At 74.5% G+C, this 26,393-nt stretch carries 21 protein-coding genes; 11 read left to right on the plus strand and 10 right to left on the minus strand.

Features of this window, described 5'->3' with window-relative positions; translation table 11 throughout:
• Positions 1–209 precede the first annotated feature (209 nt).
• Positions 210–1,535, minus strand: coding sequence for a sensor histidine kinase (locus HS045_RS26190; RefSeq protein WP_196454131.1), 1,326 nt, complete (start codon positions 1,533–1,535; stop codon positions 210–212).
• A 189-nt stretch (positions 1,536–1,724) separates the two neighbouring features.
• Between HS045_RS26190 and lon the strand changes: the two genes are divergently transcribed.
• Positions 1,725–4,121 (plus strand): endopeptidase La, encoded by a 2,397-nt coding sequence (gene lon / locus HS045_RS26195; RefSeq protein WP_196454132.1) that lies wholly within the window; start codon positions 1,725–1,727, stop codon positions 4,119–4,121.
• A 224-nt stretch (positions 4,122–4,345) separates the two neighbouring features.
• The gene (locus HS045_RS26200) at positions 4,346–5,551 is read left to right on the plus strand and encodes a cytochrome P450 (RefSeq protein ID WP_196454133.1); all 1,206 of its coding nucleotides are present in this window, start codon (positions 4,346–4,348) and stop codon (positions 5,549–5,551) included.
• A 100-nt stretch (positions 5,552–5,651) separates the two neighbouring features.
• Here HS045_RS26200 and HS045_RS26205 read toward each other — a convergent pair whose 3' ends face one another.
• Positions 5,652–6,905 carry a serine hydrolase gene (locus HS045_RS26205; protein ID WP_196454134.1) on the minus strand — a complete coding sequence of 418 codons (1,254 nt, stop codon included), beginning with the start codon at positions 6,903–6,905 and terminating at the stop codon, positions 5,652–5,654.
• Between the two features lie 572 nt (positions 6,906–7,477).
• Between HS045_RS26205 and HS045_RS26210 the strand changes: the two genes are divergently transcribed.
• The 8 genes from HS045_RS26210 (at position 7,478) to HS045_RS26245 (ending at position 16,820) form a co-directional block, all read left to right on the plus strand.
• Positions 7,478–8,932 (plus strand): sensor histidine kinase, encoded by a 1,455-nt coding sequence (locus tag HS045_RS26210; protein WP_196454135.1) that lies wholly within the window; start codon positions 7,478–7,480, stop codon positions 8,930–8,932.
• A complete protein-coding gene (locus tag HS045_RS26215; RefSeq protein WP_307827727.1) occupies positions 8,929–9,702 on the plus strand; it encodes a response regulator transcription factor in 774 nt (257 codons plus the stop codon). The genes HS045_RS26210 and HS045_RS26215 overlap by 4 nt, the downstream gene beginning before the upstream one ends.
• Positions 9,703–10,099: 397 nt before the next feature.
• Complete coding sequence (locus HS045_RS26220; RefSeq protein WP_196454136.1) at positions 10,100–11,062, plus strand: methionine ABC transporter ATP-binding protein; 963 nt, start codon at positions 10,100–10,102, stop codon at positions 11,060–11,062.
• A 64-nt stretch (positions 11,063–11,126) separates the two neighbouring features.
• On the plus strand, positions 11,127–11,783 hold the full coding sequence (locus HS045_RS26225) for a methionine ABC transporter permease (RefSeq protein WP_196454137.1): 657 nt from the start codon (positions 11,127–11,129) through the stop codon (positions 11,781–11,783).
• Positions 11,784–11,874: 91 nt separating this feature from the next.
• Positions 11,875–12,726: a MetQ/NlpA family ABC transporter substrate-binding protein gene (locus HS045_RS26230; RefSeq protein WP_196454138.1), complete on the plus strand. Its 852-nt coding sequence runs from the start codon at positions 11,875–11,877 to the stop codon at positions 12,724–12,726.
• Between the two features lie 176 nt (positions 12,727–12,902).
• Positions 12,903–13,517, plus strand: coding sequence for a hypothetical protein (locus HS045_RS26235; RefSeq protein WP_196454139.1), 615 nt, complete (start codon positions 12,903–12,905; stop codon positions 13,515–13,517).
• 137 nt (positions 13,518–13,654) lie between these two features.
• Positions 13,655–15,190 (plus strand): acyl-CoA synthetase, encoded by a 1,536-nt coding sequence (locus HS045_RS26240; RefSeq protein ID WP_196454140.1) that lies wholly within the window; start codon positions 13,655–13,657, stop codon positions 15,188–15,190.
• A gap of 184 nt (positions 15,191–15,374) precedes the next feature.
• Positions 15,375–16,820, plus strand: coding sequence for a S1C family serine protease (locus HS045_RS26245; RefSeq protein WP_230884827.1), 1,446 nt, complete (start codon positions 15,375–15,377; stop codon positions 16,818–16,820).
• Between the two features lie 25 nt (positions 16,821–16,845).
• Here HS045_RS26245 and HS045_RS26250 read toward each other — a convergent pair whose 3' ends face one another.
• Positions 16,846–18,105 (minus strand): MFS transporter, encoded by a 1,260-nt coding sequence (locus tag HS045_RS26250; RefSeq protein WP_196454141.1) that lies wholly within the window; start codon positions 18,103–18,105, stop codon positions 16,846–16,848.
• An 88-nt stretch (positions 18,106–18,193) separates the two neighbouring features.
• On the opposite strand from HS045_RS26250, the gene HS045_RS26255 reads away from it, so the two are divergent.
• The gene (locus tag HS045_RS26255; RefSeq protein WP_196454142.1) at positions 18,194–18,760 is read left to right on the plus strand and encodes an ABATE domain-containing protein; all 567 of its coding nucleotides are present in this window, start codon (positions 18,194–18,196) and stop codon (positions 18,758–18,760) included.
• 93 nt (positions 18,761–18,853) lie between these two features.
• Here the strand turns inward: HS045_RS26255 and HS045_RS26260 are convergent, their stop codons facing one another.
• From HS045_RS26260 to HS045_RS26290, 7 genes are all read right to left on the minus strand, one after another.
• Positions 18,854–19,591: an ABC transporter permease gene (locus HS045_RS26260; protein ID WP_196454143.1), complete on the minus strand. Its 738-nt coding sequence runs from the start codon at positions 19,589–19,591 to the stop codon at positions 18,854–18,856.
• 41 nt (positions 19,592–19,632) lie between these two features.
• Positions 19,633–20,622 (minus strand): ABC transporter ATP-binding protein, encoded by a 990-nt coding sequence (locus tag HS045_RS26265; protein ID WP_230884828.1) that lies wholly within the window; start codon positions 20,620–20,622, stop codon positions 19,633–19,635.
• A 35-nt stretch (positions 20,623–20,657) separates the two neighbouring features.
• Entirely contained in the window at positions 20,658–20,975 is a 318-nt protein-coding gene (locus HS045_RS26270) for a transcriptional regulator (protein WP_196454144.1), read from the minus strand.
• Positions 20,972–21,634, minus strand: coding sequence for a hypothetical protein (locus tag HS045_RS26275; protein ID WP_196454145.1), 663 nt, complete (start codon positions 21,632–21,634; stop codon positions 20,972–20,974). Before HS045_RS26275 ends, HS045_RS26270 begins: the two co-directional genes overlap by 4 nt.
• 229 nt (positions 21,635–21,863) lie before the next feature.
• A complete protein-coding gene (gene cydC, locus HS045_RS26280; RefSeq protein ID WP_196454146.1) occupies positions 21,864–23,585 on the minus strand; it encodes a thiol reductant ABC exporter subunit CydC in 1,722 nt (573 codons plus the stop codon).
• On the minus strand, positions 23,582–25,525 hold the full coding sequence (locus tag HS045_RS26285) for an ABC transporter ATP-binding protein/permease (RefSeq protein WP_196454147.1): 1,944 nt from the start codon (positions 25,523–25,525) through the stop codon (positions 23,582–23,584). The genes cydC and HS045_RS26285 overlap by 4 nt, the downstream gene beginning before the upstream one ends.
• Before the next feature lie 7 nt (positions 25,526–25,532).
• Positions 25,533–26,384: a cytochrome d ubiquinol oxidase subunit II gene (locus HS045_RS26290; protein WP_196454148.1), complete on the minus strand. Its 852-nt coding sequence runs from the start codon at positions 26,382–26,384 to the stop codon at positions 25,533–25,535.
• Between the last annotated feature and the right edge of the window lie 9 nt (positions 26,385–26,393).

A 26,393-nucleotide genomic window follows, 5' to 3' on the forward strand; every position in this document is an offset into this window, starting at 1 on the left:
CGGATGCAGGGGCGACGTTCCGGCGGCCATCGTGCAATCTCAACCACGGTCGAGGTCAACCGCCCGGGCGGCCGTCCCCCTGAACCTCCGCATGATCTCTGGGCCCGCACCGTCCACCGGGTCGGCCGGCCCGCAACCGCAGTCCCCAACGCCGTCACCGGACCTGCCCCCGCTCCGTCGAACGCACCCGGCGCGGCAGCTGCCGGAGGTCAGGGGGCGTCCGGCACCGGGAGCACGGCGGTGACCGCGAAGCCGGTGCCGGCCGGTCCGGCCCACAGCCTCCCGCCGAGCATGGAGACCCGCTCCCGCATGCCGAGCAGGCCGTGCCCCGCGTGCCGGGAGGCCCCTGCGCGCCCGGGTTCCGCGGGGGGGCGGCGCCCGCCGTCGTCCGCCACGTGGAGATGGAGCTCGTCGGCGGTCCGGGTGATCCGCACCGCCACGGCCGAGCCCGGGGCGTGCCGCATGGCGTTGCTCAGCGACTCCTGCACGATCCGGTAGGCCGACAGGCTCACCGCCGCGGGCAGCCCGGTCAGGTCGCCGCCGAGCTTGAGCGTCACGGCGAGCCCGGCCGAGCGCGCGGTGGCGGCCAGCTCCTCCAGGTGGCCCAGGCCGGGCTGCGGCGCGGTGTCCCGCGCCCCGTCGGCGTCCCGCAGCACGCCCAGCACCCGCCGCATCTCGGTCATGGCGGCCAGCGAGAGCGTGCGGATCTCCGCCAGCCCCTCCTCCAGCAGCCGCGCCTCACCCCGGGCCCTCAGCGGCACGGCCTCCGCCTGGATGGCGATCACGGACATGTGGTGGGCCACGATGTCGTGCAGCTCCCGGGCGATCCTGGCCCGCTCCTCCAGCACCGCCTGCCCGGCCAGGGCCTGCTCGCTGCGCCGCTCCTCCTCGGCCAGGAGCCTGACCGCCGTGCGCCGGGCCCGGACGTTGTAGCCGAGCAGGACGGCCGCGGTCATCAGGCCCACGCCGATGGCGGTCAGGCCGGACTGGTCGATCTGCACCTCGAGCCACCACGCGCCGGCCGCCGAGACGAGCCACGCACCGATGGTGACGTGCCGCTCGCAGCGGACCGCGACGGCGTAGAGCACCAGCAGGTACATGATCACGGTGTCGGCGGAGTAGGGCGTCTCCAGGGTCTGCAGGCGGGTGAGGATCCCCGCGGGGACCAGCACCGCCGCCAGGCGCCAGGCCCCCAGCGGCCAGCGGTCGCGCAGCGCCAGCGGGAGCGCGGAGCAGGCGGCGGCGAACTGGATCTCCCCCCAGCCCAGCGGCGTCGGCAGGCGCGTCGTGTCGGTCTGCAGCATCGACTGCACGGCGCTGTACAGCACGAAGGCGAGGACGAGGTCGGCCAGCAGGACCAGGTCGATCGTGCGGAACGGCAGCAGGCCCAGGAAGCCCGGCACGCGGGGGGCCAGCCGCCGGGAGCGGGAGTGCGCCGGGTCGGCCCTGCCGCTCCACGCCGCGCCGGCGAGCGCGCGCGCCAGCCAGGTCACAGGGCTGCGGGCCCGGTCCCGCGGGGCGGCAGGGGGGATCATCCGGCCAGTCTAGGGAGAGGGACCCCGTACCGCGTCACCCCGGAGAGGCACCCGCGGGCTCACCCCGCAGAGGGACGACGAGTCGCTGATTACACGATTACGATCGCTGACAGCGAACAGGCTCAATGCTGGGAACAATCCAGGGCTCCTGTTAATTGAGTCGGTATAACTCAACCCGATGGAGCCAAGATGAGTGAGAGCTTGAACCTCCCGGTCCTTCCGCTCGACGACGAGGTCGTGCTTCCGGGCATGGTGGTCCCCCTCGACCTGTCCGACACCGAGGTCAGAGCCGCCATCGACGCGGCCCAGGCCCTGGGTGAGAAGAAGCCGCAGGTGCTCCTCGTCCCCCGGATCGACGGGCGGTACGGGGCCGTGGGGGTCAGGGCGGTCGTGGAGCAGGTGGGTCGGCTGCCCGGCGGCGAGCCCGCCGCCGTCGTGCGCGGAGTGGACCGGGTCCGTGTGGGCGCCGGCACCACCGGCCCCGGCGCGGCGCTGTGGGTGCGGACCACCCGGATCGAGCCCGTCGCGGCGGGTGAGCGCGCCGAGGAGCTCGCCAAGGAGTACAAGGCGCTGGCCACCACGATCCTGCAGAAGCGTGGCGCCTGGCAGGTCGTCGACGCCGTCAACGCGATGAGCGACCCGTCCGTCCTGGCCGACAACTCCGGCTACGCGCCCTGGCTCACCACCCCGCGCAAGGTCGAGATCCTGGAGACGGCCGACCCCGCCGACCGGCTTGCGATGCTGGTCGAGTGGTCCCGCGAGCACCTGGCCGAGCTCGACGTGGCCGAGACGATCCGCAAGGACGTCCAGGAGGGCATGGAGAAGCAGCAGCGCGAGTTCCTGCTCCGACAGCAGCTCGCCGCGGTCCGCAAGGAGCTCGCCGAGCTCGACGGCTCCTCCCCGGAGACCGAGGAGGAGGACTACCGCGCCCGGGTCGAGGCCGCCGACCTGCCCGAGAAGGTGCGTGAGGCCGCGCTCAAGGAGGTCGGCAAGCTGGAGCGGACCTCCGACCAGTCCCCGGAGACCGGCTGGATCCGCACCTGGCTCGACACCGTCCTGGACATCCCGTGGAACGAGCGCACCGAGGAGCGCCGTGCCGAGGGCGCGCCGGAGGGAGCAGTCGACATCGCCGCGGCCCGCGAGGTCCTCGACGCCGACCACACCGGACTCGACGACGTCAAGGACCGCATCATCGAGTACCTCGCCGTCCGGGGCCGCCGCGCCCAGCAGGGCCTCGGCGTGGTCGGCGGACGCCGCAGCGGCGCGGTGCTCGCGCTGGCCGGTCCCCCCGGGGTCGGCAAGACCTCGCTGGGCGAGTCCGTCGCCCGCGCGATGGGCCGGAAGTTCGTCCGCGTCGCCCTCGGCGGCGTCCGGGACGAGGCCGAGATCCGCGGACACCGGCGCACCTACGTCGGCGCCCAGCCCGGCCGGATCGTCCGGGCCATCCGCGAGGCCGGCTCGATGAACCCCGTCGTGCTCCTCGACGAGATCGACAAGGTCGGCTCCGACTACCGGGGCGACCCGACCGCCGCGCTGCTGGAGGTGCTCGACCCCGCGCAGAACCACACCTTCCGCGACCACTACCTGGAGGTCGAGCTCGACCTGTCCGACGTGCTCTTCCTGGCGACGGCCAACGTGCTGGAGGCGATCCCCGGCCCGCTGCTGGACCGCATGGAGGTCGTCACCCTCGACGGCTACACCGAGGACGAGAAGGTCGCGATCGCCCGCGACCACCTGCTCCCGCGCCAGCTGGAGAGGGCGGGCCTGTCGGCCGCCGACGTGACGGTCGGGGAGGAGGTGCTGCGCAGCCTCGCGAGCGAGTACACCCGGGAGGCCGGGGTCCGCTCCCTGGAGCGCGCGATCGCCCGGATCCTGCGCAAGATCACCGCGCGGGCCGCGCTGGGCGAGACCGAGCTGCCGGTGACGGTGGACGACCTGGTCGCCTACCTCGGCCGCCCGCGCCACGTGCCGGAGTCCTCGCTGCCGGAGTCCCGTCAGCGTACGGCGGTGCCGGGCGTGGCCACCGGGCTGGCGGTCACCGGGGCGGGCGGCGACGTCCTGTACGTGGAGGCGTCGCTGGCCGACCCGGAGACCGGCGCCACCGGGCTGACCCTGACCGGCCAGCTCGGCGACGTGATGAAGGAGTCGGCGCAGATCGCGCTCTCCTACCTGCGCTCGCGCGGCGCGGAGCTGGAGCTGCCCGTCTCCTCGCTCAAGGACCGCTCGGTGCACATCCACTTCCCGGCCGGAGCCGTCCCCAAGGACGGCCCCTCCGCGGGCGTCACCATGACCACGGCCCTGGCCTCGCTGCTCTCCGGCCGCCCGGTCAGGAACGACGTGGCGATGACCGGCGAGGTCTCCCTCACCGGCCGGGTGCTCCCGATCGGCGGGGTCAAGCAGAAGCTGCTGGCCGCCCACCGCGCGGGCATCACCACGGTGCTGATCCCGGCCCGCAACGAGCCGGACCTGGACGACGTGCCCGAGGCCGTCCGCAACGAGCTGACGGTGCACGTGGTGAGCGACGTGCGGGAGGTCCTGGAGATCGCGCTCACCCCCGCGAAGGTCGCCGAGCCCGCGGCGGCCTGACACCACGGCCGCCCGGCCGCGGACCGGGATCGGCCCGGACCAGGACCGGGAGCGGACGGCCCGTGCCCCGTCACCGGGGTGCGGGCCGTCCGCCGTGTCCGGGGGCGCGGTGAGGCGGCCACGGGCCATCCGGAAGATCACGATTTGCCGTAGGACTCCCCGTCCGGGCCCGGGAGTTGGAAGAATCTCGCTCCGGCGGACGTGAACCGAGCAGAGAGCCTTTCATGAGCCCTTCGACGAGCACCGAGACCGACATCTACGATCCCTCGCTGTACGAGACCGCCATGCCCTGGGACCGGTACGCCCGGCTGCGGGCGGACGACCCCGTCCACCGGCACGCCGAGCCCGGCGGCCGCGGTTTCTGGGCCGTCATGCGCCACGCCGACATCCAGCACGTCTCCCGGCACCCCGAGGTGTTCTCCTCCCACGCCGGCGGCGTCATGGTCCCCGACCCGAGCGAGGAGCAGCTCTCCCGGAACCGGCTCATGATGCTCTTCCAGGACCCGCCGGAGCACACCGGCACCCGGGCCGTCGTCAACCGGGGCTTCACGCCCCGGATGATCGGGAAGCTGGAGGAGCACATCCGCGAGATCTGCCACGAGCTGGTCGACGCGGCCCTGGCCCGCGACACGGTGGACTTCGTCGCCGACATCGCCGCGCCGCTCCCGCTCTACGTGATCTGCGAGCTGCTCGGCGCGCCCGCCGAGGACCGGGAGAAGATCTTCACCTGGTCGAACGCGCTGATCGGCGCCGACGACCCCGACTTCGCCGCCCAGGACACGACGCCGATCTTCGAGCTGCTCGGCTACGCCTCCGCGCTCGGCGCCCGGCGGCGCGAGGAGCCGCGCGACGACATCGTCAGCAAGCTCGTCGCCCCCGCCGAGGACGGCTCCAGCATGGACGACCTCGCCCTCGGCGTGTTCGTGGTGCTGCTGGCCGTCGCGGGCAACGAGACGACCCGCAACGCCGCCTCCGGCGGGCTGCAGGCGTTCTTCGACCACCCGGAGCAGTGGCGGCGGCTGCTGGAGGACCGGTCGCTGCTGCGCACGCTCCCCGACGAGGTCGTCCGCTGGGTCTCCCCGGTGATCACCATGCGCCGCACCACGCTCAGCGCGACCGAGCTCGGCGGCAGGGCGATCCCGGCGGGGGAGAAGGTGGTGCTCTACTACCCGTCGGGCAACCGCGACACCGCCGTCTTCCCGGACGCCGACGTGTTCGACGTCGGCCGCGACCCCAACCCGCACGTGGGCTTCGGCGGGGGCGGCCCGCACTTCTGCCTGGGCGCCCACCTGGCCCGGATGGAGCTGCGGGTGCTGTTCGAGGTGCTCGCCGAGCGCGCCCCCGGCATCGCCCCCGCCGGTACGGCCCGGCGGCTGCGCTCCAACTTCGTCAACTCCATCAAGGAGATGCCCGTCCGGCTGCGGGGCTGAGGCGGGCGCCGCCCCGATCCGGGCCGGGGCCGTACCGATCCGGGCCGGGGCCGTACCGGCCGGGTCGGCCGGGGCGGGGCGGGACCGGAGAGCGGAGGAGTCACCGGCCGGCGCACAGGGCGCGGTCGACCAGTTCGGTCGCGGCCTTCTCCAGGGCCAGCGTGCGCGGGCCGTCCATGATCTTGGTGGCGACGAGCAGGGTGACGCTGCGCCCGCCGTCGCCGCTGACGCCGGTGCGCGTGGTGAAGCCGGGGTCGTCGCCGCCGTGGTTCCAGTAGACGCCGCCGCACGACAGCGGGCGGGACATGATCCCCAGCCCGTAGCGGGCGTCCGGCCAGACCTGGTGGAACGCCGTGGCGGGGACGGTCCTGCGCATCTCCGCCAGGAGCGCGGGCGGGAGCAGCCGGCCGCCCGCCAGCGCGCGCAGGAAGCGGTTGACGTCCGGGACGCTGGAGATCAGGCCGCCGGCGGCGTCGCCGTCGAAGTGCCGGGTGACGTCCACCGGCCTCTCCCCGGGGGCGGGCACCAGGTAGCCCCGCATGTGCGGGCGGGGCACGTCGACCGAGGTGCCCGACCAGCGCGTGCGCGTCAGCCCCAGCGGCCGGCTGATGCGGTCGTGGACCTCCACGTGCCAGGGACGGCCGGTGACCCTCTTGATGATCATGCTGGTGAGCAGGTAGCCGGTGTTGGAGTAGAGCCAGCCCTCTCCGGGCCGGAACGAGGGCCGGTGCCGCATCGCCTCCGCGACCACCTGCTCGTCGGTGAAGCGGTCGTAGCGGCGCTCGCGGTAGTCCTCCAGGGAGGTGAAGCCCGGGTAGGCGTCGTACACGCCGGCGGTGTGCTGCAGCAGCCGGCGCACGGTGATCTCGCGGCCGTCGTGGCCGTTGCCCCGCACGACGCCGGGCAGCCAGCGCTCCACGGTGTCGTCCAGGGAGAGCTTCCCCTCTCCGGCGAGCTGGAGCACCACCGCGGCCACGAAGGTCTTGGTGACGCTGGCGATCCGGGTGTGGCCGCCGGCCGGGACGGGCCGCCCGGTACGGACGTCGGCGACGCCGGCGGTGGCGACCAGGCGCCTGCCGTCCTCGGTGACGACCTGCGCCTCGACGCCCGTGACGCCGAGGGCGCGGACGGCGTCCACGTCGCGCTGGAGCCGGGCCCGGTCGTACCGGCCGACGGGACCGGCCGTGGGGGCGGGGGACGCGGACGCTGCGGAGGACGCGGGGGCCGCCGCCGGGCCGGCCGGGCCCGTGGGGGCCGCGGAGACGGGGGGCGCGGTGACCAGCGAGACGGCGAGCACGGCCGCGGCCAGCGCCGCGGTGCCGCCCACGGTTCCGCCCGCGGTGGATCCCGCCATGCCGCCTGCGGTGGATCCCGCCATGCCGCCTGCCACGGCGCTTGCGGTGACCGCCGTGCCGGACGCCGGTCCGCTCCGCGCCGATGCCGTGCGGGGCGTCGCGGCACGGTCGAGACCGGGAAGACGCAGGAGGCGGGGGAAGCGGGAGAGTCGGGAGAAGGGAAGCCGGGACACGGGTTCTCCGTTCGGTCGGTCCACCGGGCGATCCGGCGGACGGACCGACCCTAGGAAAGGCCGGTCGCCGAAGGGATCGGCCGAAAGCCCGCAACGGCCTCGGCCCGCCGGAGGAGACGGCCGGGGCACGGGGCAACTTTCGATGCGTTCCGGTCGCGGGCCCGGACCTCTACCCTGGTTCGCGGAACGGTGCCCCGGCCTCGGCGAGACCGGCGACGGCGTGTCGGAGACGGGTCCGGCCCGGCCCCGGCGCCGGTCCTCCCCCTTCTACGGCGGGTCCCCACTCTGTACGGCGGGTCCTCACTCTGTACGGCGGGTCCCCGCTCTGTACGGCGGGTCCCCGCTCTGTACGGCGGGTCCCCACCCTCTACGGCGGGCCCCGCACCCGGGAAGAGTCGATGAACACACGCACCACCGGACCGGCCGGTACGCTGCGGCGGTGCCTGGAACGGTGCCCGCAACGGCGGCCCCGGCTCGCCGACGCGGGACTGGCCTGCGGGCTGACCGCGGCGGCGCTGCTGCTCCGGCTCGGCGAGGCGTTCCCCGCGGACCCGGTCCACGCCCTCGTCCTGATCGGGCTGCTGCTCGCGCAGGCCGTACCGCTGCTGTGGCGCCGGTCCCGCCCGTGGCCGGTCATGGCCGCGGTCGGCGCCGCCTATCCGGTCTACGAGCTGACCGATCCGCTGGTCGCCTTCCACGACGGGCTGTACGTCCTGTGCGCGGTCTACGCCGTCGGCCGGTACGCGCGCCCGCCGGGGAGCGCGGCGGCGGCCGGCGTCGCGGCGGCCGCGCTGCTGCTCCCCGAGGTCGCCGGGCCGTGGCTGAGCCTGCCGGTGCCGCGGGAGTCGGTCCTCGGCCCCGTCGAGGCGCTCCTGGTCACCGCGGCGGCGGCGGGCGCCTGGCTGCTGGGCGCCTCCCAGCGCCGCATCCACGCCGACGCGGCGCGCCTGCGGGACCTGGCCGACCGGCTCCGCGCCGAACAGGAGGCCGGCGCCCGGCGCGCGGTCACGGCCGAGCGCGCCCGCATCGCCCGTGACCTGCACGACCTGGTCGCCCACCACGTCAGCGCGATAGCCCTGCAGGCGCGCGCCACCGCCGAGGCGCTGGCCGACGATCCCCGCCGGGCGGGCCCGGGGATGGCCGGGATCGGCGAGGCCGCCGACACCGCGCTCGCCGAGATGCGGCGCCTGCTGGGACTGCTCACCGACGACCGGGACGGGCGGGACCCGGGGCCGGAGCCGTCCTTGCGCCACCTGGACCGCCTCGCCGCCACCGCCCGCGCCGCCGGGTGCCGGGTCGAGATCGACACGCGTGACACGGGCGGCGGGGACGGCGGGAGCGGCGCGGATCCGGTGGCCGGGGTTCCGCTCGCGGTGCAGGTGTCGGCCTACCGCGTCGTGCAGGAGGCGCTCACCAACGTCCTGCGGCACGCGGGCGCCACGGAGGTGGACATCGCGCTGAGGCGGGAGGAGGGGCGGCTGACCGTCCTCGTCGGCAACGGTCCGCCTGCGCCCGCCCACGTCCCGGCGCCCGGTTCCGGGCTCGGCCTGGTCGGCATGCGTGAACGGGTCGCGCTGTTCGACGGCGTCCTGCGGGCCGGCCCCCGGGACGGCGGGTGGCGGGTGGAGGCCGTCTTCCGGTTCCCGGAACCGGCCGCCCCCGGCTCTGGGGCGGGTGCCGCGCGCCCTGGCGGTACCGTCGCCTTCGGCTCTGGGGCGGGTGCCGCGCGCCCTGGCGGTACCGTCGCCTTCGGCTCTGGGGCGGGTGCCGCGCGCCCTGGCGGTACGGTCGCCTTCGGTTCCGGGGCGGGTGCCGCGCGCGGGGGCGGCCGGGGCGCGGGAGGTGCGGGGTGAGGCCCGTGCGGGTGCTCGTCGCCGACGACCAGGAGCTGGTCAGGTCCGCCCTGCGCCTGGTGATCGGGCGGCGCGCCGACCTGGTGGTCGCGGGGGAGGCCGCCGACGGGGAGGAGGCGGTGGCGGCGGCCTTCGCGCTCCGGCCCGACGTGGTGCTGATGGACGTGCGCATGCCCGGCCTGACGGGCGTCGAGGCGACCGGCCGCATCCTCGGCGACTGGCCGCACGCGGACCCGCGCCCCCGGGTGCTGATGCTCACCACGTTCGACCTCGACGAGTACGTCCACGCCGCGCTGCGGGCGGGCGCCACGGGCTTCGTCCTGAAGGACATCTCCCCCGACCGGCTCGCCGAGGCCGTCCGGGTGGTCGCCGCGGGCGAGTCCGCGCTCGCGCCGACCGTCACCCGGCGGCTCATCGGAGCCGTCGCGGCGCTTCCCCCCGCGCTGCTCGCCGGGCCGCCGCGGCCGGGGCCGGAGAGGGGGCCGGGGGAGGAGACGGGGACGGGGACGGGGACGGGGACGGAGAGGGAGGGGACCGGGAGGCTCGGGGGGCTCACCGCCCGGGAGCTGGAGGTCCTGGTCCTGGTCGCCCGGGGCCTGTCCAACACGCGGATCGCCAGGAGCCTCGGGTTGTCGGAGGCGGGGGTGAAGAGCCGGATGAACCGCATCCTCACCCGGCTGGGGCTGGAGAACCGCGTCCAGGCGGCGATCCTCGCCCACGAGGAGGGCCTGGTGGACCCCGCCCGGGTCCCGCCGCGCCCTCCGCGGTGACCGGTCCGCGCGGCCCCGGGTGATCTGTGACGCGGATCACGGAGGGCGGGGGAATGCGGGCGGGGAGACGGGCGTTTGCGCAGGCGTGAACGTGGCACGCGACATCGGCACGACCCCGCAGGACCGGGTCGTGTGTCGCGGCGGGCGCATGCGCGGGTCCTGTGGGACGTGTGCCATGGGCGGTATGCCCTCCATGCGCTGAGTCCCCTCCGCGCCGCCCGCCCCGCCGGAACCCCGAGCCCGTTCCTCCCGAGAAGGTCCTGCCTCCCATGATCTGCCCCGCGGACACCCTCGTCCTGCGCCGCCTGAGCCATCTGCCCTTCCCTCCCGGCACGCGCTAGCGGTACTCCGTCGACGTCCTTTCTCTGCTGATCCGTTCCGTGTTGGGGGAACCGCTGTGATCGATGTGTCAGGCCTGCGCAAGGTCTACCGGGACAGGGGACGCGAGGTCGTCGCCCTGGGAGGGGTCGACCTGCGCGTCCGCGAGGGTGAGATCTTCGGCGTGCTCGGGCAGAGCGGCGCCGGCAAGAGCACCCTGCTGCGCTGCGTGAACCTGCTGGAGCGGCCCACCGAGGGCACGGTCTCCGTGGCGGGCCAGGAGCTGACCGCGCTGCGGGAGGGCGAGCTGCGCCGGGCCCGCCAGCGGATCGGGATGATCCACCAGCACTTCGCGCTGCTGTCCTCCCGGACGGTCGCCGGGAACGTGGCCTTCCCCCTGGAGGTGATGGGCGTCGGGCGGTCCGAGCGGGCCCGGCGGGTCGCCGAGCTGCTGGAGCTGGTCGGCCTGACGGACAAGGCCGGAGCGCATCCGGCGCAGCTGTCCGGCGGGCAGAAGCAGCGCGTCGGCATCGCCCGCGCGCTGGCGGGCAACCCCTCGGTGCTGCTCTCGGACGAGGCCACCTCGGCGCTCGACCCGGCGACCACGCAATCGATCCTGGCCCTGCTGCGGACCCTCAACCGCGAGCTGGGGCTCACCATCCTGCTGATCACCCACGAGATGCACGTCGTCAAGGGCATCTGCGACTCGGTGGCGGTCATGCGCGACGGCCTGATCGAGGAGTCCGGGGCCATCCCCGAGCTCATCGCGCGGCCCGGCTCCCGGCTCGCCGCGGAGCTGTTCCCGCTGCCCCGACCCGAGGCGGGGAACGTCACGATCACCTTCACCGGGCAGGCCGACGAGCCGGTGGTCTCGGAGATCGTGCGCAAGTTCGACGTCGACGTGAATATCCTCGGCGGGGCGCTGGAGGAGGTGGCGGGCGTCTCGGCCGGTCGCCTGCGGGTGCGCCTGACCGGCGGCGAGCGCCAGGCCGCCCTCGACTACCTGACCGAGCGCGGCCTGCTGGTGGAGGTGGCCGGATGAGCGGGCGGAACGCGCGAACCGGTGCGCAGGGCACGCCGGTCACGGGATTGACGGAGGAGCTCTCATGACCTGGGACGAGATGAGTCCCCTGCTGCTGGAGGCCACCGGGCAGACCGCCCAGATGGTCGTCTGGTCCACGCTGTTCACCGTGCTGTTCGGGCTGCCGCTCGGCATCGCGCTGATCGTCACCGACCGGGGCGGGCTGCTGCCCTCCCCGACGCTGAACCGGGTGCTCGGCCTGGTGGTCAACCTCGGCCGGTCGCTGCCCTTCATCGTCCTGATGATCGCGGTGATCCCGCTGACCCGGCTCATCGTGGGCACCACCATCGGCACGTTCGCCGCGGTCGTCCCGCTGACCCTGGGCGCCGCGCCGTTCTTCGCCAGGCTGGTGGAGACCGCGCTGCGCGAGGTCGGCCGGGACACCGTGCAGGCGGCCCAGGCCATGGGCGCCGGGCGCGGGACCATCATCGGCAAGGTCCTGCTCCCCGAGGCGATGCCCGGCCTGGTGGCGGGGCTGACCGTGACGGTGGTCGCGCTGATCTCCTACTCGGCCATGGCCGGGGCGATCGGCGGCGGCGGACTCGGCGACCTGGCCATCCGGTACGGCTACCAGCGCTTCGAGACCACGCTCATGGTGGTCACGGTCGTGGTGCTGGTCGTCATCGTCCAGGTGGTGCAGACCCTGGGCGACGCCGTCGCCCGCCGCCTCGCCCGCCGCTGAACCCCCGCCGCCGCCCAGGTGGTCCGCCACGAGCGATATTCTGGGTTTTCCTATCTACAAATAGGGTTTTTACTCACCGAAGGAGCGCACAGTGCGCAGATTGTTCGCCATCGCGTCCGCCGCGACCGCCCTCGTCCTCACCCTGGGCGCCTGCGGCTCCACGGAGTCCGGCACCGCGGGGGAGACCGCGGCGGCCTCCGCGCCCGCCGCGGGCGAGGTGCTCAAGGTCGGCGTCAGCCCGGTCCCGCACGGGCAGATCCTGAAGTTCGTCAAGGACGAGCTGGCCGCCAAGGAGGGCCTGAACCTGGAGATCGTCGAGTTCACCGACTACGTGCAGCCGAACGTGCAGCTCCAGGACGGCGAGCTCGGCGCCAACTTCTTCCAGCACCGGCCCTACCTCGACGACTTCAACGCCTCCAAGGGCACCAAGCTGACCTACGTCCAGGACGTGCACCTGGAGCCGCTGGGGCTGTACTCCAAGAAGATCAAGGCCGTGACCGAGCTCGCCGACGGCGCGACCGTCGCGGTGCCCAACGACGCCACCAACCTGGGCCGCTCCCTGAAGCTGCTGGCCGACAACGGCGTGGTCACCCTGAAGGAGGGCGTCGGCACCGCCGCCACCGAGCGCGACGTCACCGGCAACCCGAAGAACCTGAAGTTCCAGCCGCTGGAGGCCGCGCAGCTGCCCCGCTCCCTGGAGGACGTGGACGCGGCCGTCATCAACGGCAACTACGCGCTGGAGGCCGACCTCAAGCCCGCCTCCGACGCGCTGGTGCTGGAGAAGGCCGAGGGCAACCCCTACGCCAACGGCCTGGTCGTGGCCGCCGGGCACGAGCAGGACCCGCGCGTGGTCAAGCTCGCCAAGCTGCTCTCGGGGACCGAGGTGAAGCAGTTCATCGAGCGGACCTACAGCGGCTCCGTCATTTCGGTGACCGCGGGCTGAGAATCGGCGGGGCCGGACCGGTGATCCTTTCACGGCGCTTCACGCGCGATCGGGAAAAAGCGCTTATCGGATTTCCGGTCCGACCTCGCCGTTCAAGCGGGCTGTAAGCGGGCGGCAATCGCCGGGACGTACAACGGGAGCGTCAGAAAATCCTCATTCCCGAGAGGTTCCCTCAGATGCGATTCGCCACCCGTATCCTCGTCGGCACCGGCGCGGCCGCCCTCCTGGCCCTGGGCGCCCCCGTCGCGGCCAGCGCCGACCCCATCGAGAACGCCGCCACCGGCCCCGGCGGGGCCGGCGGCCACTCCGCCTCGCCGTACTTCTCCGGCCACTGGGGCCCCTACGCCTCCGCCAACCACAAGGCCGTGGCCGCGGGCAAGGTCACGGTCACCAAGGAGTCGAAGAAGCAGGGCTACTGGAAGAAGTATCCCAAGGTCGTCAAGAAGTGCTGGTGGAAGGACGGCCACAAGAAGTGCGCGTGGATCAAGACCTGGCACAAGAAGTGGGTCGGCAAGTGGGTCCACGAGTACGACTACACCGTTCACGGAAAACTCACCAACCACAAGTGGTGGGGACACCCGAAGTACCGCTGCTCGTGGGCGACCTTCAAGGTCCACGGTTTCGACGGCTCGACCTCCTTCAAGAGCTTCAAGAACTGCGGCAAGCCCGCGAAGTTCTACTCCTTCAGCGGTGAGGGAGCGCAGGAGATCTCCGTCAAGGTGAGCCGCGGCGACCACGGCGGACCCAGGGGCTACTTCGGCGGCTGGGAGAGCGTCTACAGCCACGCCTGATCGCCCGGCCGTCCGGCGGCATCCCGCAGCACCCGATGACACGGGGCCGCGACCTCCTTCGGGAGGCGCGGCCCCGTGGCGCGTTCCGCGGTAAGCGGGCACTTCCCGCGGATCACCGAACCGAGTAGCGTTCGGTTATGCATCCGGGAGCCATCGCAGCCGTTTCGCCCGACAAGCCCGCTGTGATCATGGCGGGCTCCGGACGGGTCGTCACCTACCGAGAGCTGGACGAGGAGTCCAATCGCCTGGCCCGGCTGTTGCGGGCCTCGGGCCTGCGCCCGGGCGACCACATCGCCTTCATGCTGGAGAACCACCCGCTCTTCCTGGCGGTGGCCTGGGCGGCGCACCGCTCGGGCCTCTACTACACCGCGATCAGCTCCCGGCTGACGGCCGGCGAGCTCGCCTACATCGTGGACAACTGCGAGGCCCGGGTCTTCATCTCCTCCGCCGCCCTCGCCGACGTCGCCACCTCGATCACCGAGGCCACCCCCCGGGTCGAGACCCGGCTCATGCTGGACGGCACCGCCCCCGGGTTCGCCTCCTACGAGGAGGCGGTCGCGGCCCATCCGCCGACACCGGTCGCGGACGAGTGCCAGGGCGCGGACATGCTCTACTCCTCCGGCACCACCGGCCGCCCCAAGGGCGTCAAACCGGCCCTGCCGGCGACCCCCCTCGACGAGCCCGGCCCGCTGCTCCAGCTCATCCAGTTCCTCTTCGCGCCCTCGTCCGAGAGCGTCTACCTCTCCCCGGCGCCGCTCTACCACGCCGCCCCCCTGCGCTACTGCATGAGCTTCCAGCGCCTCGGCGCGACCATCGTGGTGATGGAGCGGTTCGACCCCGAGCAGGCGCTCGCGCTCATCGAGAGGCACCGGGTCACGCACGCGCAGTGGGTGCCGACCATGTTCATCAAGATGCTCAAGCTCCCCGAGGAGACCCGCGCGCGGTACGACCTGTCGTCGCTGGCGTGCGCGATCCACGCCGCGGCGCCCTGCCCGGTCCCGGTCAAGGAGCGGATGATCGACTGGTGGGGCCCGATCGTGCACGAGTACTACGCGGGCACCGAGGGCAACGGCTTCCTCTACGCCGGCCCCGAGGACTGGCTCAAGCACAAGGGCACCGTTGGCCGGGCGCTCCTCGGCGTGGTGCACATCTGCGACGAGGACGGCGAGGAGCTGCCGCCGGGCGAGCACGGCACGGTCTACTTCGACAAGGGGCCGCAGTTCGTCTACCACGGCGACGAGGACAGGACGCGGGCGTCCAGGGACCCCAAGGGGCGGGGCTGGACGACCCTCGGCGACATCGGCTACCTGGACGAGGAGGGCTTCCTCTACCTGACGGACCGGCGCTCCTACATGATCATCTCCGGCGGGGTGAACATCTACCCGCAGGAGGCGGAGAACGTGCTCGCGCTCCACCCCGAGGTCGCCGACGTGGCGGTCTTCGGCGTCCCGGACGAGGAGATGGGCGAGCAGGTCAAGGCCGTCGTCGAGCCGGCCTCGATGGACCTGGCCGGGCCGGGGCTGGAGGCCGAGCTGATCGCCTACTGCCGCGAACGGCTGGCGCCGTACAAGTGCCCGAAGTCGGTCGACTTCCGCCAGGAGCTTCCCCGCCACGCCACGGGCAAGCTCTACAAGCGGGTCCTCCGCGACGAGTACTGGCCTGCCAAACCATGATTTTTCCTCTCTTGTACGGTCTCCACCGGGTCCTCTGACCACGGCTGATAAAGCGGCCGTCAGGAGGGGCGGATCATCTCGATCGCCCCCTTAACCAGCTCTTACCTCCCCTCTCGCAGGATATGGACACCGGTGAGGACCGGTCGTCGCCGTGGTGTCCACGGAGGGACGCGGGAACTGGGGGATGAACGAGATGGACGACAGGAAGAACGAGCAGGACACCACCCCGATCGAGGCGGCCTCCGGTGACGGCGGCTGGAGCCAGTTCGGTGCCGAGCCGCCTCGGGCCGGGGGGTTCCCGGGCGGTCGCGCCACCGGGGCGGCCGAGACGGCCGGGACCGCTGAGGCCGCCGGACGGGAACGGACCGCCGTGCCGCCGGCGCCGCCCCTCGGCGCGCCGTCCGGCTCGCCCGCCGGACCGCCCGCGCCGCCGGTGACGCCGTCCGGCATCCCGGCACCGTCCTCCGCGCCCGCCGCGGCACCGGTCGCGGGGCCCGTCCCGGTGCCCGCCCAGCGGGGCCGGCTGAGCGGGATGCAGAAGCTCGGCGCGGGCCTCGCGCTGGCCGCCATGGCGGTGGGCGGCGGAGTGGCGGGGGCCTTCGCCGCGACCGCCCTCGACGACCGCCCCGCGCTCGTCTCCTCGGCGGCCCCGGTGGTCAGCGCGGCCGGCGACGTGACCACGGTCGCCGACGTCGCCGCGGCCGTCCAGCCCGCGGTCGTCTCGATCGAGGTCACGACGGCCGCCGGCGGCGGGGAGGGCTCGGGCGTGGTTCTCTCCGCCGACGGGCTGATCCTGACCAACAACCACGTGGTGGGCTCCGCCGGGCAGAACGGCCAGGTGACCGTCAAGTTCAGCGACGGCAGGACCGCGTCGGCCAGGATCGTGGGCACCGACCCGGCCACGGACCTGGCGGTCATCCGGGCCGAGGACGTCTCCGGGCTGACGGCTGCCTCGCTCGGCGACAGCGACCGGCTCAAGGTGGGCGACTCCGTCCTGGCCATCGGCAGCCCGCTCGGCCTGTCCGGCTCGGTCAGCGCGGGCATCGTCAGCGCGCTCGACCGGACGGTGACCGTCGGCGGCGAGCAGGAGCAGCAGCTCCCGCCCGGCTGGGGCGGCGGCCGCCGGCAGCAGGGCGCCTCGCAGGCCACCACCATCGGCGGCGCCGTCCAGACCGACGCGGCGATCAATCCCGGCAACTCCGGTGGGGCGTTGGTCAACGCCTCCGGGCAGGTGGTCGGCATCAACACCGCCATCGCCACCAACGGCGGCGAGGGCAGCATCGGCGTCGGCTTCGCCATCCCGATCAACACCGCCCGGCAGGTCGCCGACCAGCTCATCGAGACCGGCAAGGTCGTCCACGCCTTCCTGGGCGTCGGTCTCGCCGACGCCGCCGGCGGCACCGCGGGCGCGCTGGTCAGCCAGGTCGCCGAGGACGGCCCGGCGGCCCGGGCGGGGCTGCGGCAGGGCGACGTGATCACGAAGATCGACGACACCCCGGTCGAGGAGGGGGACACCGTGGTCGGCGTGGTGCGCGGTCTCAAGCCGGGCGACGAGGTCACCCTCGTCTACCTCCGCGACGGTCAGAGCCGGACCGCCACCGCGACCCTGGTGCAGAAGACCGGGGAGTGACCGCGTGGAGCGCGTGCCGCCGGGGTCACCGCGACCCCGGCGGCACGCGTGACGGCACGAGGGGGACGGCGAGCAGCGGAGCCGCGGCGGCGAGCGCCCACACCGCCTGCCAGGAGGCGGCGCCGAGGACCGCGGGGATGAGGAGCGGGGTGAAGAACGCGGCGGCGAAGACCGTGGTGCCCTCCAGGCCGAGGGCCGTCCCCGCCCGGTCCGCGCCCGCCATGGCGGCGATCTCGGTGTAGGCGACGCCGTGCCAGGCGTTGGCCAGCAGGCCGCCGAGGGCCAGGGCGGCGACGGTCAGCGGGGTGGGGGCGTGGGTGAGGACGGCCGCGCCGGCCATGGCCACCGCGGTGAGCATCCCGATGCCGCGGATGAGGGTGCGGCGGTCGCCGCGCCGGTCGCTGAGCCTGCCGGTCCAGATGCGCGCCGCACCGCCTCCGAGCTGGGCGACCAGGACGGTCAGGCTGGCCAGCGCCACGCCGGCGCCCTTGGCGTCGTGGAGGAAGATGGCGGTGAAGGAGAGCACGGCGAACTGCGGGACGGTGAGCAGGCCGCTGGCCAGGGCCAGCCGCCAGACGTCCCAGCGGCGCAGGGGCGAGCGTCCCGCCGCGGCGGACCGGTCCGCCGCGCCCGCGGGCACGGGCGGCAGGTCCGGCTCGTGCAGCCAGCGCCAGGCCGCCGCGGCGGACAGCAGGCAGAACGCGGCCGGAACCGCGTAGACCGCACGGAAACCGTACGCCGCGGCCAGCCACGGCAGCAGGGCGACCCCGACGGCGCCGCCCGCCGGGATGGCGGTCTGGCGGATGCTCATGGCGAAGCCCCGGCTCCCGTCGGTGAACCAGGTCATGACCGCCCGGCCGGAGGAGGCGTTGACGCTGCCGCCCAGTGCTCCGGCGGCCAGCATGCAGGCGGCCAGCGCGGGCACGCCGACCCCGTCGCCGGGCGTGACGGCCGCGGCCATCAGCGCCAGCAGCCCGCCGGTGGAGAGCAGGCCGGTGAGCAGGATCCGCCGGTCGCCGAACCGGTCGGTCAGCAGCCCCCACGCGATGTCGGACACCGCCACGCCCAGCCCGAGGCAGCCCAGCACCAGGCCGAGCGCGCCGGTGGACAGCCCGTAACCGGCGCGCATCGTGATCCCGGTGACCGGGATGCCGGAGAACATCGCCGAGAAACTCGCCTGTGCGGCCACGCCCACGGCGAGGACGGTCCAGCGGTGGCGGGGGCCGTACCGCCGTGGGGGACGGGTGGATGCGGCCGGCGCGCCGGTGGAGGCGGGGAACGCCATGGGCTTCCTCCTGTGAAGTAACCGCAATAAGGGGTTACTCACTCTGGCAGCCTTCAAAATAACCTGTCAATGCGGTTACGATGGAGGCGTGGAGTTCACCTTCGTGAGTGGGAACCTCGGCCTCGACCTGGCCGGGACGGTGGGCCGGCGCCGGACCGGCCGCGTCGACCTGCTGGCGACGCCGACGGATCTCGCCCGGTGGACGGTCGCCGCGGGGCTCCTCGACACCGCGCCCGCCGTGAGCGGCGAGGACCTGACCTGGGCGGTGGCGGTGCGCGAGGCGATCTACCGGCTGGCGTCCGCCGTCCGCGGCGGCTCCCCGCTCGGCGCGGCCGACCGCGAGCTGCTCAACCGCGCCGCCGAGCGGGCGCCGGCCGGCGTCAGACTGCGCGACGACGGCGGGCTGGAGCGGACCGGTGATCTGCGGGCCGCGCTGGCCGCCGTGGCGCGGGCCGCCGTCGAACTGCTCGGCGGCCCGCGCGCCGCGTTGATCCGCGAGTGCGAGGCGTCCCCCTGCACCCGCCTCTACGTCGACTCCTCGCACCGGCGCTCCCGCCGCTGGTGCGACATGCGCGGCTGCGGCAACCGGGCCAAGGCGGCGGCGTTCCGGGCGCGGGACCGCCAGGACGGGCCGGCCCGCCCGGGCCCGGCCTGAGTCCGGCCGAGCCCGGCCTGAGTCCGGCCTGAGTCCGCCCGAGCCCGGCCTGAGTCCGGCCTGAGTCCGCCCGAGCCCGCCGCGGAGACCTCCTCAGGAGAAGCGGCGGCCCTCGTCGCGGCGGTAGGCCCAGACCGCCAGTACTCCGGCGGCGATGGTCCAGACGGCGAACATGGCCATCGTCAGCGGCCGGGGGGAGCCGTGGCCGATCGCCGCCCAGACCAGCTCGACCGCGCCCCGGGTGGGCAGGAAGGGTGCGATCGCGTCGATGAAGGCGGGGGCGTTCACCGGGTTGGTCAGCAGGCCGCCGCCCACCGCCATGGGCAGGAAGATCAGCTGCACCACCGCCAGCGCCCCCTTGAACGGCAGCGCGTACCCGATGAAGAGGCCGAGCAGCTGGAACGGGGCCGAGGCGACCACCAGGGCGCCCAGCCCGAGCGCCAGCCGGCCCGGGGTCACGGTGGCCTCGGTGAACAGCGCGGAGATGGCGAACACCGGCAGCACCCCGATGAGGGTGAAGAGCAGCGCGTTGAGGATCCGGCCGCCGAGCCGGGGCCAGGGCCCGGCGGGCAGGGTGCGGACATAGGGGTCCCAGGGCTGCTCCCGGTCGGAGGAGACGCCCGTGCCGTGGGTGAACAGGCCGCCGGTCATCACCGCGAAGGTCATCATCGACGCGGTGGCCAGCGTCGCCCCGACGGAGTCGTCCCCGGTGAAGGGGACCACGAAGAAGAGCATCGAGGCGGCGGGGAAGAAGCCGTTGCCGATCAGCGCGATCGGTACCCGGACGGTCTCCATGAACTGGTACCGGGTATGGGTGAGAAGGAGTGACATGGGGCCTCTCTCGGAGAAGGGGGACGGCCGGGGGAGGCGGGTCAGGCCGCCTCGGAGGCGCGGGCGGTGATGGTCAGGAACGCCTCCTCCAGGGAGGTGGGGCGGATCTCCAGACCGGAGAAGGGCACGTCGGCGCGGACCAGTTCGCGCACCAGCGCGTCGGCGTCGGAGGTGAGCAGGTGGGTCCGGTCGCCCTCGCGCTCCGTCCTCAGGAGCCCGGGCAGCTCGGGCAGCTCGCCGGCCGTCAGGGTCACCCGGCGGACGCCGGCGATACCGCGCACCTGATCGGTGGTGCCGTCGGCCAGGACCCGGCCCCGCCCGATGACCACGACCCGCTCGGCCAGGGCCTCGACCTCCTCCAGGTAGTGGCTGGTGAGGACCACGGTGCCGCCGCCGGAGTGGAAGTCCCGGATGGCGTCCCACAGCGCCCGGCGCGCCTCGACGTCCAGCCCCGTGGTCGGCTCGTCGAGGAAGACCAGCCGGGGGTCGCCGACGAAGGCCAGCGCCACCGCGAGCCGCCGCTTCTGCCCGCCCGAGAGCCCGCCGACCTGGCGCCGCTCCAGCCCGGACAGGCCGAACCGCTCCAGCAGGACGCCCCGCGCGACGCTGCGCGGGTAGTGGGCGGCGACGAAGTCCACGATCTCCCCGACCCGCAGGGTCGCCGGCAGCCCGGTCTCCTGCGGCGTGACGCCGATGGCGCGCCGCCGTGCCGGATCGGCGGGGGAGCCGCCGAGCAGCTCGACGCGGCCGGAGGTGGGCCGGCGCAGCCCGGAGAACAGGTTGATCAGCGTGGACTTGCCCGCCCCGTTGGGCCCGAGCAGTCCGACCAGCTCGCCGGAGCGGACGCCGAGGGAGACGCGGTCCAGCGCCGTCACCTCCCCGTAGCGCCGGGTGACCTCCACGGCGCGCACCAGGAACCGCCCGGACTCCGCTTGCGTGTCCGCTTGCGTGTCCGCTCCCGGCGTCGTGCCAGGTTCGGTGCCCGGTTCGGTGCCCGGTTCCGTGCTCAGTTCCGTCATCGGTTCCGTCATCGCGGGACCGTCCTTTCTCGGATCGCGAACAGAGGTCAGGCGCCGGACGGCGGCGCCGAGGTGGTGTCCAGAAGGGTGCGGAGCGCCGCGGTGTACTCCTCGAAGGCGAGGCGGCCCCGGCGGGTGAGGGCGACGTAGGTGACCGGGGTGCGGCCCCGGTGCGTCTTGACGATCTCCACGTAGCCGGCCTCCTCCAGCTTGCCCAGGTGCACCGAGAGGTTGCCCGCGGTCATGCCGAGCAGGTCTTTCAGCCCGGGGAACGTGATGCTGTCCCCCTCGCCCAGGGCGTTGAGCGTGACGACCACCCGGAGCCTGGCCTGGGCGTGGATCACCGGGTCGAGCTCGGGGGTCACCGGCGGACCCGCCGGCGGAGCAGCAGCCCGGCGAGGACGGATCCGCCTCCGGCGCCCACCGACATCAGCAGTGCGTGCCAGCCGGGCCCGGCGGCCACGCCCACCGCGTCGAGCACGGCCAGCACCGCGCCGAAGACGAACATCGGGCGGGCCAGCCAGATGGCCCCGCCCGCCATGTAGAGGATGGCGACCACCAGCATCGACAGGCCGCCCCAGAGCAGGCCCAGCTCCGCCGGCGGGAGGTGCGCCCCCACCCGGACGGCGATGGCCCACATGGCGAAGAAGGCGAAGGACCAGGCGAAGCCGTACATCATGCCGCGCTGCTGGGAGGCGCCGCGCACGGGGCTGCGCAGCTGCCACATGGTGAGCGCGCTGACCAGCATCGCCAGCGCCATCAGCCCGAACAGCAGCGCCATCGCCACGCCCTCCGGGATCGCGACGTACGGTGTGCCGGACAGCCCCTGGCGGAGGAAGATCGCACCGAACCCGATCAGCCAGGCGACGCCCCATGCCAGGTAGTGCGGGACCGGGTCGGGGACGAACTGCTCGTGCGCCGCGGAGCCCTGCTGCTCGATCAGCCGGAGCGTCTCCTCCGGGCTCAGCTCCCGCTCGTCGTCCACGGCCTTCTCCTTGGCGGTCCAAATCGGTTTGTGTTTCAAACTCGTAGTTTGAACTGTAAACCACATTGCTCCGCCAACTCAATGCCTTCGGCCCTACGAATCCGATCCCGGACGGACCGGCGCGCGCCGCCGGTCCCCGGTCCCGCCCGCCGGGATCCCCTCCGGAGATCCCGGTTCCGGCGCGGTCCGCGCGTCGCGGGAGGGCATACGGCATCCGCCGGACGACCTCGGGAGGGAACGCCGGGAGATAGGGGCCGCCGGACCCGCGCTACCCCCGGGCGACCAGGGCCTCCGACCGCCACAGGTCGCGGTAGTAGCCGGGGGCGTCCACCAGCTCCCGGTGGGTGCCCCGCTGCAGGACCGAGCCGTTCTCCAGCACGACGATCTCGTCCACCTCCTCCAGGCCGCGCAGCCGGTGCGTGACCAGCAGGGTCGTCCGCCCCCGGGTGGCGTCCAGCAGGTCGGCCATGAGCGCGTCGGCGGTCTCCTCGTCCAGCGCCTCGGCCGGCTCGTCGAGCAGCAGCACGGGCGGGTCGTTCAGCAGCGCCCGCGCCAGGGCCAGCCGCTGCAACTGCCCGCCGGAGACCGTCCGCCCGTCCTCGCCGAGCACGGTGTCCCAGCCGGTCCGCTCCGCCCAGTCCGCCAGCCGGGCCCGCCGTACGGCCTCCGCCAGCGCCTCCTCGTCCGCCTCCGGCCCGGCCAGCCGGAGGTTGTCGCGGAACGAGGCCTGGAACACGTACGGGTCCTGGGTGAGACCCGTCATGATCCGCCGGGCCTCGTCCGAGGGCAGGTCGCGCAGGTCGACGGCCTGCCCGGTCCCGGGGCCGGGCGCATCGCCGCGGTCGGGGCCGGACAGCCGGATCACGCCGGACTCGGGTTCCACCAGGCGCATCAGGGCCGACAGCAGGGTGCTCTTGCCCGCCCCGCTGGGACCGACGATCGCCACCCGCCGGCCGGGGGTGAGCGTCAGGCTGACGCCGTTCAGCGCGGGGGCGCGGTCCGCCGCGTGGCGGACGACCAGGTCCTCGACCTCGACCGTGAGCGGGCCCGCGGGGACCGCCGCCGGCCGGACCGGCTCGGCGACGGCGGGCGGGGTCGCGCGGACCTCCCGCAGGCGGCGCAGGGCGGCGGACACCCCGGTCATGCGCTCGGCCGCCGCGATCATCGGCAGCAGGGGCTCGAAGGAGACCAGGGAGGTCAGCGCGAGCACGGCGGTCGCCACCGACCCGGCGCCCGCCTCCTGCGCGACCAGCACCACCCCCGCCACGGTCAGCCCCTGGGCCAGCACGCCCAGGCAGGTGGCCACGGCTCCCGTGCGGGCCTGCGCCCGCTCCAGCGCGGCCAGCCGGGCGTCCGCCCCGGCGGAGGCGGCCAGGGCCCGGTCGCCCGCCCCGTAGGCGGCCAGGTCGGCCGCGCCGTGCAGCAGGTCGGCCACCCGGGCGGCCAGTTCGGCCCGGGCCGGGGCGATCAGCGCGGCCCGGCGCCGGGTGACGGCGGTGACCCCGGCGGGCAGCAGGACGCCCGCCACCAGCAGTCCCGCCGCCAGCACCAGCGCGGCCGACGGGAGCAGGAACAGGCCGAGCACGACCGCCGTGATCCCGGTCACCAGCGCCGCGACCGCCGGGAGCAGGCCGCGGACCAGCAGGTCCTGCACGGCGTCGGTGTCGTCCACCATCCGGCTGAGCAGGTCGGCGCCCCGCTGGCTCGGCGGGCCGGCCGGGATGAGCGCCTGGTAAAGCCGTTCCCGGGTCGTCGCCTGGGCCCGCAGCGCCACGTCGTGCCCGGTCAGGCGCTCGCCGTACCGGAAGACGCCCTTGCTCGTCGCGAACGCGCGCACCCCGACGATCGCCACGCTCAACGCCGCCAGCGGCGGCTGCTCGGCCGCCCTGGTGATCAGCCACGCGGCCGAACCGATCAGGGCCAGTCCGGCGAGCTCCGCCGCGATCCCGGCCGCCGCCGCCAGGGCGATCCGCCCGCCCATCCGCATCATCGCGCTCCTCCGGCACTCGTCGTCACCGTGTCACCGGGGGCGGTCGTGTCACGGGGCGCCGCGGCGGCATCGGGGGAATCGGCGCCGCCGGGGGGCCCGGTCTCACGGCGCGCCGTCGGCGCATCGGCGGAACCGCTGTCGGACACGACCCGGCCGCCGGCGATCCGGACCACCCGGTCGGCCAGGTCGATCATCGCGGGCCGGTGGGCCACGATCACGGCGGTCCGGCCCTCGGCCAGTTCGCGGGTGGCGGCGACGATCGCCGCCTCGCTCCGGCCGTCGAGCCGGGCCGTCGGCTCGTCCAGCAGGAGCAGGTCCGCCGAGGGGCGGCAGAAGGCACGGGCCAGCGCGATCCGCTGCCGCTGACCGGCGGAGAGGTTCACCCCGCGCTCACCGAGCACCGTGTCGTAGCCCTCGGGCAGCTCCGCCACGAAACCGTCCGCGTGCGCGGCCCCGGCCGCGTCGCGGACCTGCTGGAGCGTCGCGCCGGGGGAGCCGAGCCGGATGTTGTCGGCCACCGAGACGGCGAACAGGTGCGGGCGCTGGGGCACGAACGCCAGCCGCCCGCGCCAGGCCTCCCAGCGGGTCCCGGCCTCCCCGCGCGTCCCGGCGTCCCGGGCGGCCCCGGTGCTCGCGGCGTCGCCGGTGTCCCCGCCGGTGTCCCCGGTGTCCCCGGCGGCCCCGCCGGTCCCGGCGTCTCCGGAGCCGGGACCGGTGAGCTCCACCCCGTCGACCAGGACCCGCCCGCTCTGCGGGGCGAGGAAGCCCAGCAGCAGGTGGAGCAGCGTGCTCTTGCCCGCGCCGCTCTCGCCGACCAGCGCCACCCGCTCGCCCGGCGCGATGACCAGCGACACGTCCTCCAGGGCCGCCTCCGCCCGGCCGGGATAGCGCACCGTGACGCCCTCCAGCCGGATCTCCGGCGCCGCGCCGGGGACGGCCGCGCTGGAGGACCCACCGCCGGAGGGGCGCGGCCCGGACGCCCGGGGTTCCGGGGACCGAGGCGCGGAGGGCTCCCCGTCGAGTACGGCGAACACGTCGTCGGCGGCGGCGACCCCCTCCATCGCGGCATGGAACCTGGTGCCCATGTTCCGCAGCGGCAGGTAGGCCTCGGGGGCCAGCAGCAGCACCAGCAGCGCGGCGGGCAGGTCGAGCGTCCCGCCCAGCAGCCGGAGGCCGACCGGGACCGCGACCAGCGCGAGCGAGAGCGAGGCGGCCAGCTCCAGCACCAGCGAGGACAGGAAGGCCACCCGCAGCGTGCGCATCGTCGCGCTCCGGTGGGCGTCGGTGACCCGCCGGATCACCTCCGCCTGGTAGCGGGCCCGGCCGAAGGCGCGCAGCGTGGGCAGCCCGCGGACCACGTCGAGGAAGTGCCCGCCGAGGCGGGACAGGGCCCGCCACTGGCGTTCGGTGACGGCCTTGGTGTGCATGCCGACCAGCGCGCCGAAGACCGGGATGAGCGGGAGCGTGACGAGCACGATCAGCGCGCTGGCCAGGTCCGCGAAGACCAGCCGGGCGAGCACGGCGACCGGCACGACGCCCGCCACCGCGACCGCCGGGAGGTAGCCGTTCAGATAGGGGTCGAGGGCGTCCAGGCCGCGCCCGGTGAGCGTCACCAGCTCGCCGGAGCGGTGGGCGGCGAGCCGGGCCGGGCCCAGGTCCCGCAGCCGGGTGAGCAGCCGGCGGCGCAGGACCGACTTCACGGCGGTGGTCGTGCGCCCGGCGGCGATCCCCTGGGCGAGGCCGAGCAGGCCCCGGATCCCGACGACCGCCGCCAGCAGGCCCAGCGCCGAGGCCTCGAACCTCCCGGACAGGACGCCGGCCAGCAGTTCGGCCTGGACGAGGACGAGCAGTCCGGCGAGGACCGCGGCGGCCAGGCAGAGGGCCAGGTGGCCGCGGACTGCCCGCTCGCCCCGCACCAGCCGCAGGAGATCCTTGTGCATGTGAGCCCTAGAAGAACGAGGGGAACCGGTCGGCCGCACTCCGGGGACCGAACGTGCGCCACACCCATACTTGCGCACCCGCCATGACCGGTGCGCAGGGCAGGATCATGAGACTGAGCACATTCAGCGTATCCGCCGGGGCGGTGTGCTCCAGGAGCCACGGGGCGGCGCCGGCCAGCAGCACGGCGGCGGGCGCGGCGGCCAGGACCGCGGAGACGGCCGGCGCCGCCGCGCCCCGGCCCGCACCCGTGGCCACGGCCGGTCCGGGAAGCGATCGGGTCGTCGTGCCGCCGGGCACCGCGCCGGGGGGCACGCCGGTGGCCGTACCCGTGGTGGCCCCGGCCGCTCCGCCGGGCAGCAGCCAGGAGCCGAAGGCCCGGCCGTGGAAGGCCAGCAGCGCCGCGAGCGCCGCCGCGCCCGCGAGGGCGGCCGGGACGATCGACAGACCGGTCGCCAGGGCGGTCAGGGCCGCACCCCAGGAGAGGGCGAGCCCCCAGGAGCCCAGGCAGATCATCCGGTCCCACCCGGCGCGCCAGGCGGGGCCGTCCGTCCTGCGGCGGAACCAGAGTCCCGCGTCGCGCACGATCCAGGAGACCAGCAGGCAGACCACCAGCGGGTAGAGGCCGAACAGCACCTCGCCCTCGGCCTGCGGGTACACGCCGAAGAGCGCACCGGCCACGGCCACCAGCCACACCTCGCCCGCCAGGACGAACGGCGCCATCGCGGCGACGATCCGGTCCCGGCCCTCCTGGGTGCGGCCGAGGGCGGGCAGCAGCATGCCCAGGCCGATGTTCGCGCCCTCCAGGGCGAAGTAGCCGATCAGCAGGACGGTGAAGATCACGAACCAGAGGATGTCCATCGGTGCCTC

The organism is Planomonospora sp. ID82291 (assembly GCF_015711645.1).
Taxonomy (GTDB): domain Bacteria; phylum Actinomycetota; class Actinomycetes; order Streptosporangiales; family Streptosporangiaceae; genus Planomonospora.

Bases quoted from the DNA above. Each gene is read 5' to 3' on its own strand.
- HS045_RS26245 (WP_230884827.1), top strand. From the start codon at position 15,375: ATGAACGAGATGGACGACAGGAAGAACGAGCAGGACACCACCCCGATC.
- HS045_RS26200 (WP_196454133.1), top strand. From the start codon at position 4,346: ATGAGCCCTTCGACGAGCACCGAGACCGACATCTACGATCCCTCGCTG.
- cydC (WP_196454146.1), bottom strand. From the start codon at position 23,585: ATGATGCGGATGGGCGGGCGGATCGCCCTGGCGGCGGCGGCCGGGATC.
- HS045_RS26210 (WP_196454135.1), top strand. From the start codon at position 7,478: ATGAACACACGCACCACCGGACCGGCCGGTACGCTGCGGCGGTGCCTG.
- HS045_RS26265 (WP_230884828.1), bottom strand. From the start codon at position 20,622: ATGACGGAACCGATGACGGAACTGAGCACGGAACCGGGCACCGAACCG.
- HS045_RS26235 (WP_196454139.1), top strand. From the start codon at position 12,903: ATGCGATTCGCCACCCGTATCCTCGTCGGCACCGGCGCGGCCGCCCTC.
- HS045_RS26290 (WP_196454148.1), bottom strand. From the start codon at position 26,384: ATGGACATCCTCTGGTTCGTGATCTTCACCGTCCTGCTGATCGGCTAC.
- HS045_RS26260 (WP_196454143.1), bottom strand. From the start codon at position 19,591: ATGTCACTCCTTCTCACCCATACCCGGTACCAGTTCATGGAGACCGTC.
- HS045_RS26285 (WP_196454147.1), bottom strand. From the start codon at position 25,525: ATGCACAAGGATCTCCTGCGGCTGGTGCGGGGCGAGCGGGCAGTCCGC.
- lon (WP_196454132.1), top strand. From the start codon at position 1,725: ATGAGTGAGAGCTTGAACCTCCCGGTCCTTCCGCTCGACGACGAGGTC.
- HS045_RS26240 (WP_196454140.1), top strand. From the start codon at position 13,655: ATGCATCCGGGAGCCATCGCAGCCGTTTCGCCCGACAAGCCCGCTGTG.
- HS045_RS26205 (WP_196454134.1), bottom strand. From the start codon at position 6,905: ATGGCGGGATCCACCGCGGGCGGAACCGTGGGCGGCACCGCGGCGCTG.
- HS045_RS26225 (WP_196454137.1), top strand. From the start codon at position 11,127: ATGACCTGGGACGAGATGAGTCCCCTGCTGCTGGAGGCCACCGGGCAG.
- HS045_RS26250 (WP_196454141.1), bottom strand. From the start codon at position 18,105: ATGGCGTTCCCCGCCTCCACCGGCGCGCCGGCCGCATCCACCCGTCCC.
- HS045_RS26190 (WP_196454131.1), bottom strand. From the start codon at position 1,535: ATGATCCCCCCTGCCGCCCCGCGGGACCGGGCCCGCAGCCCTGTGACC.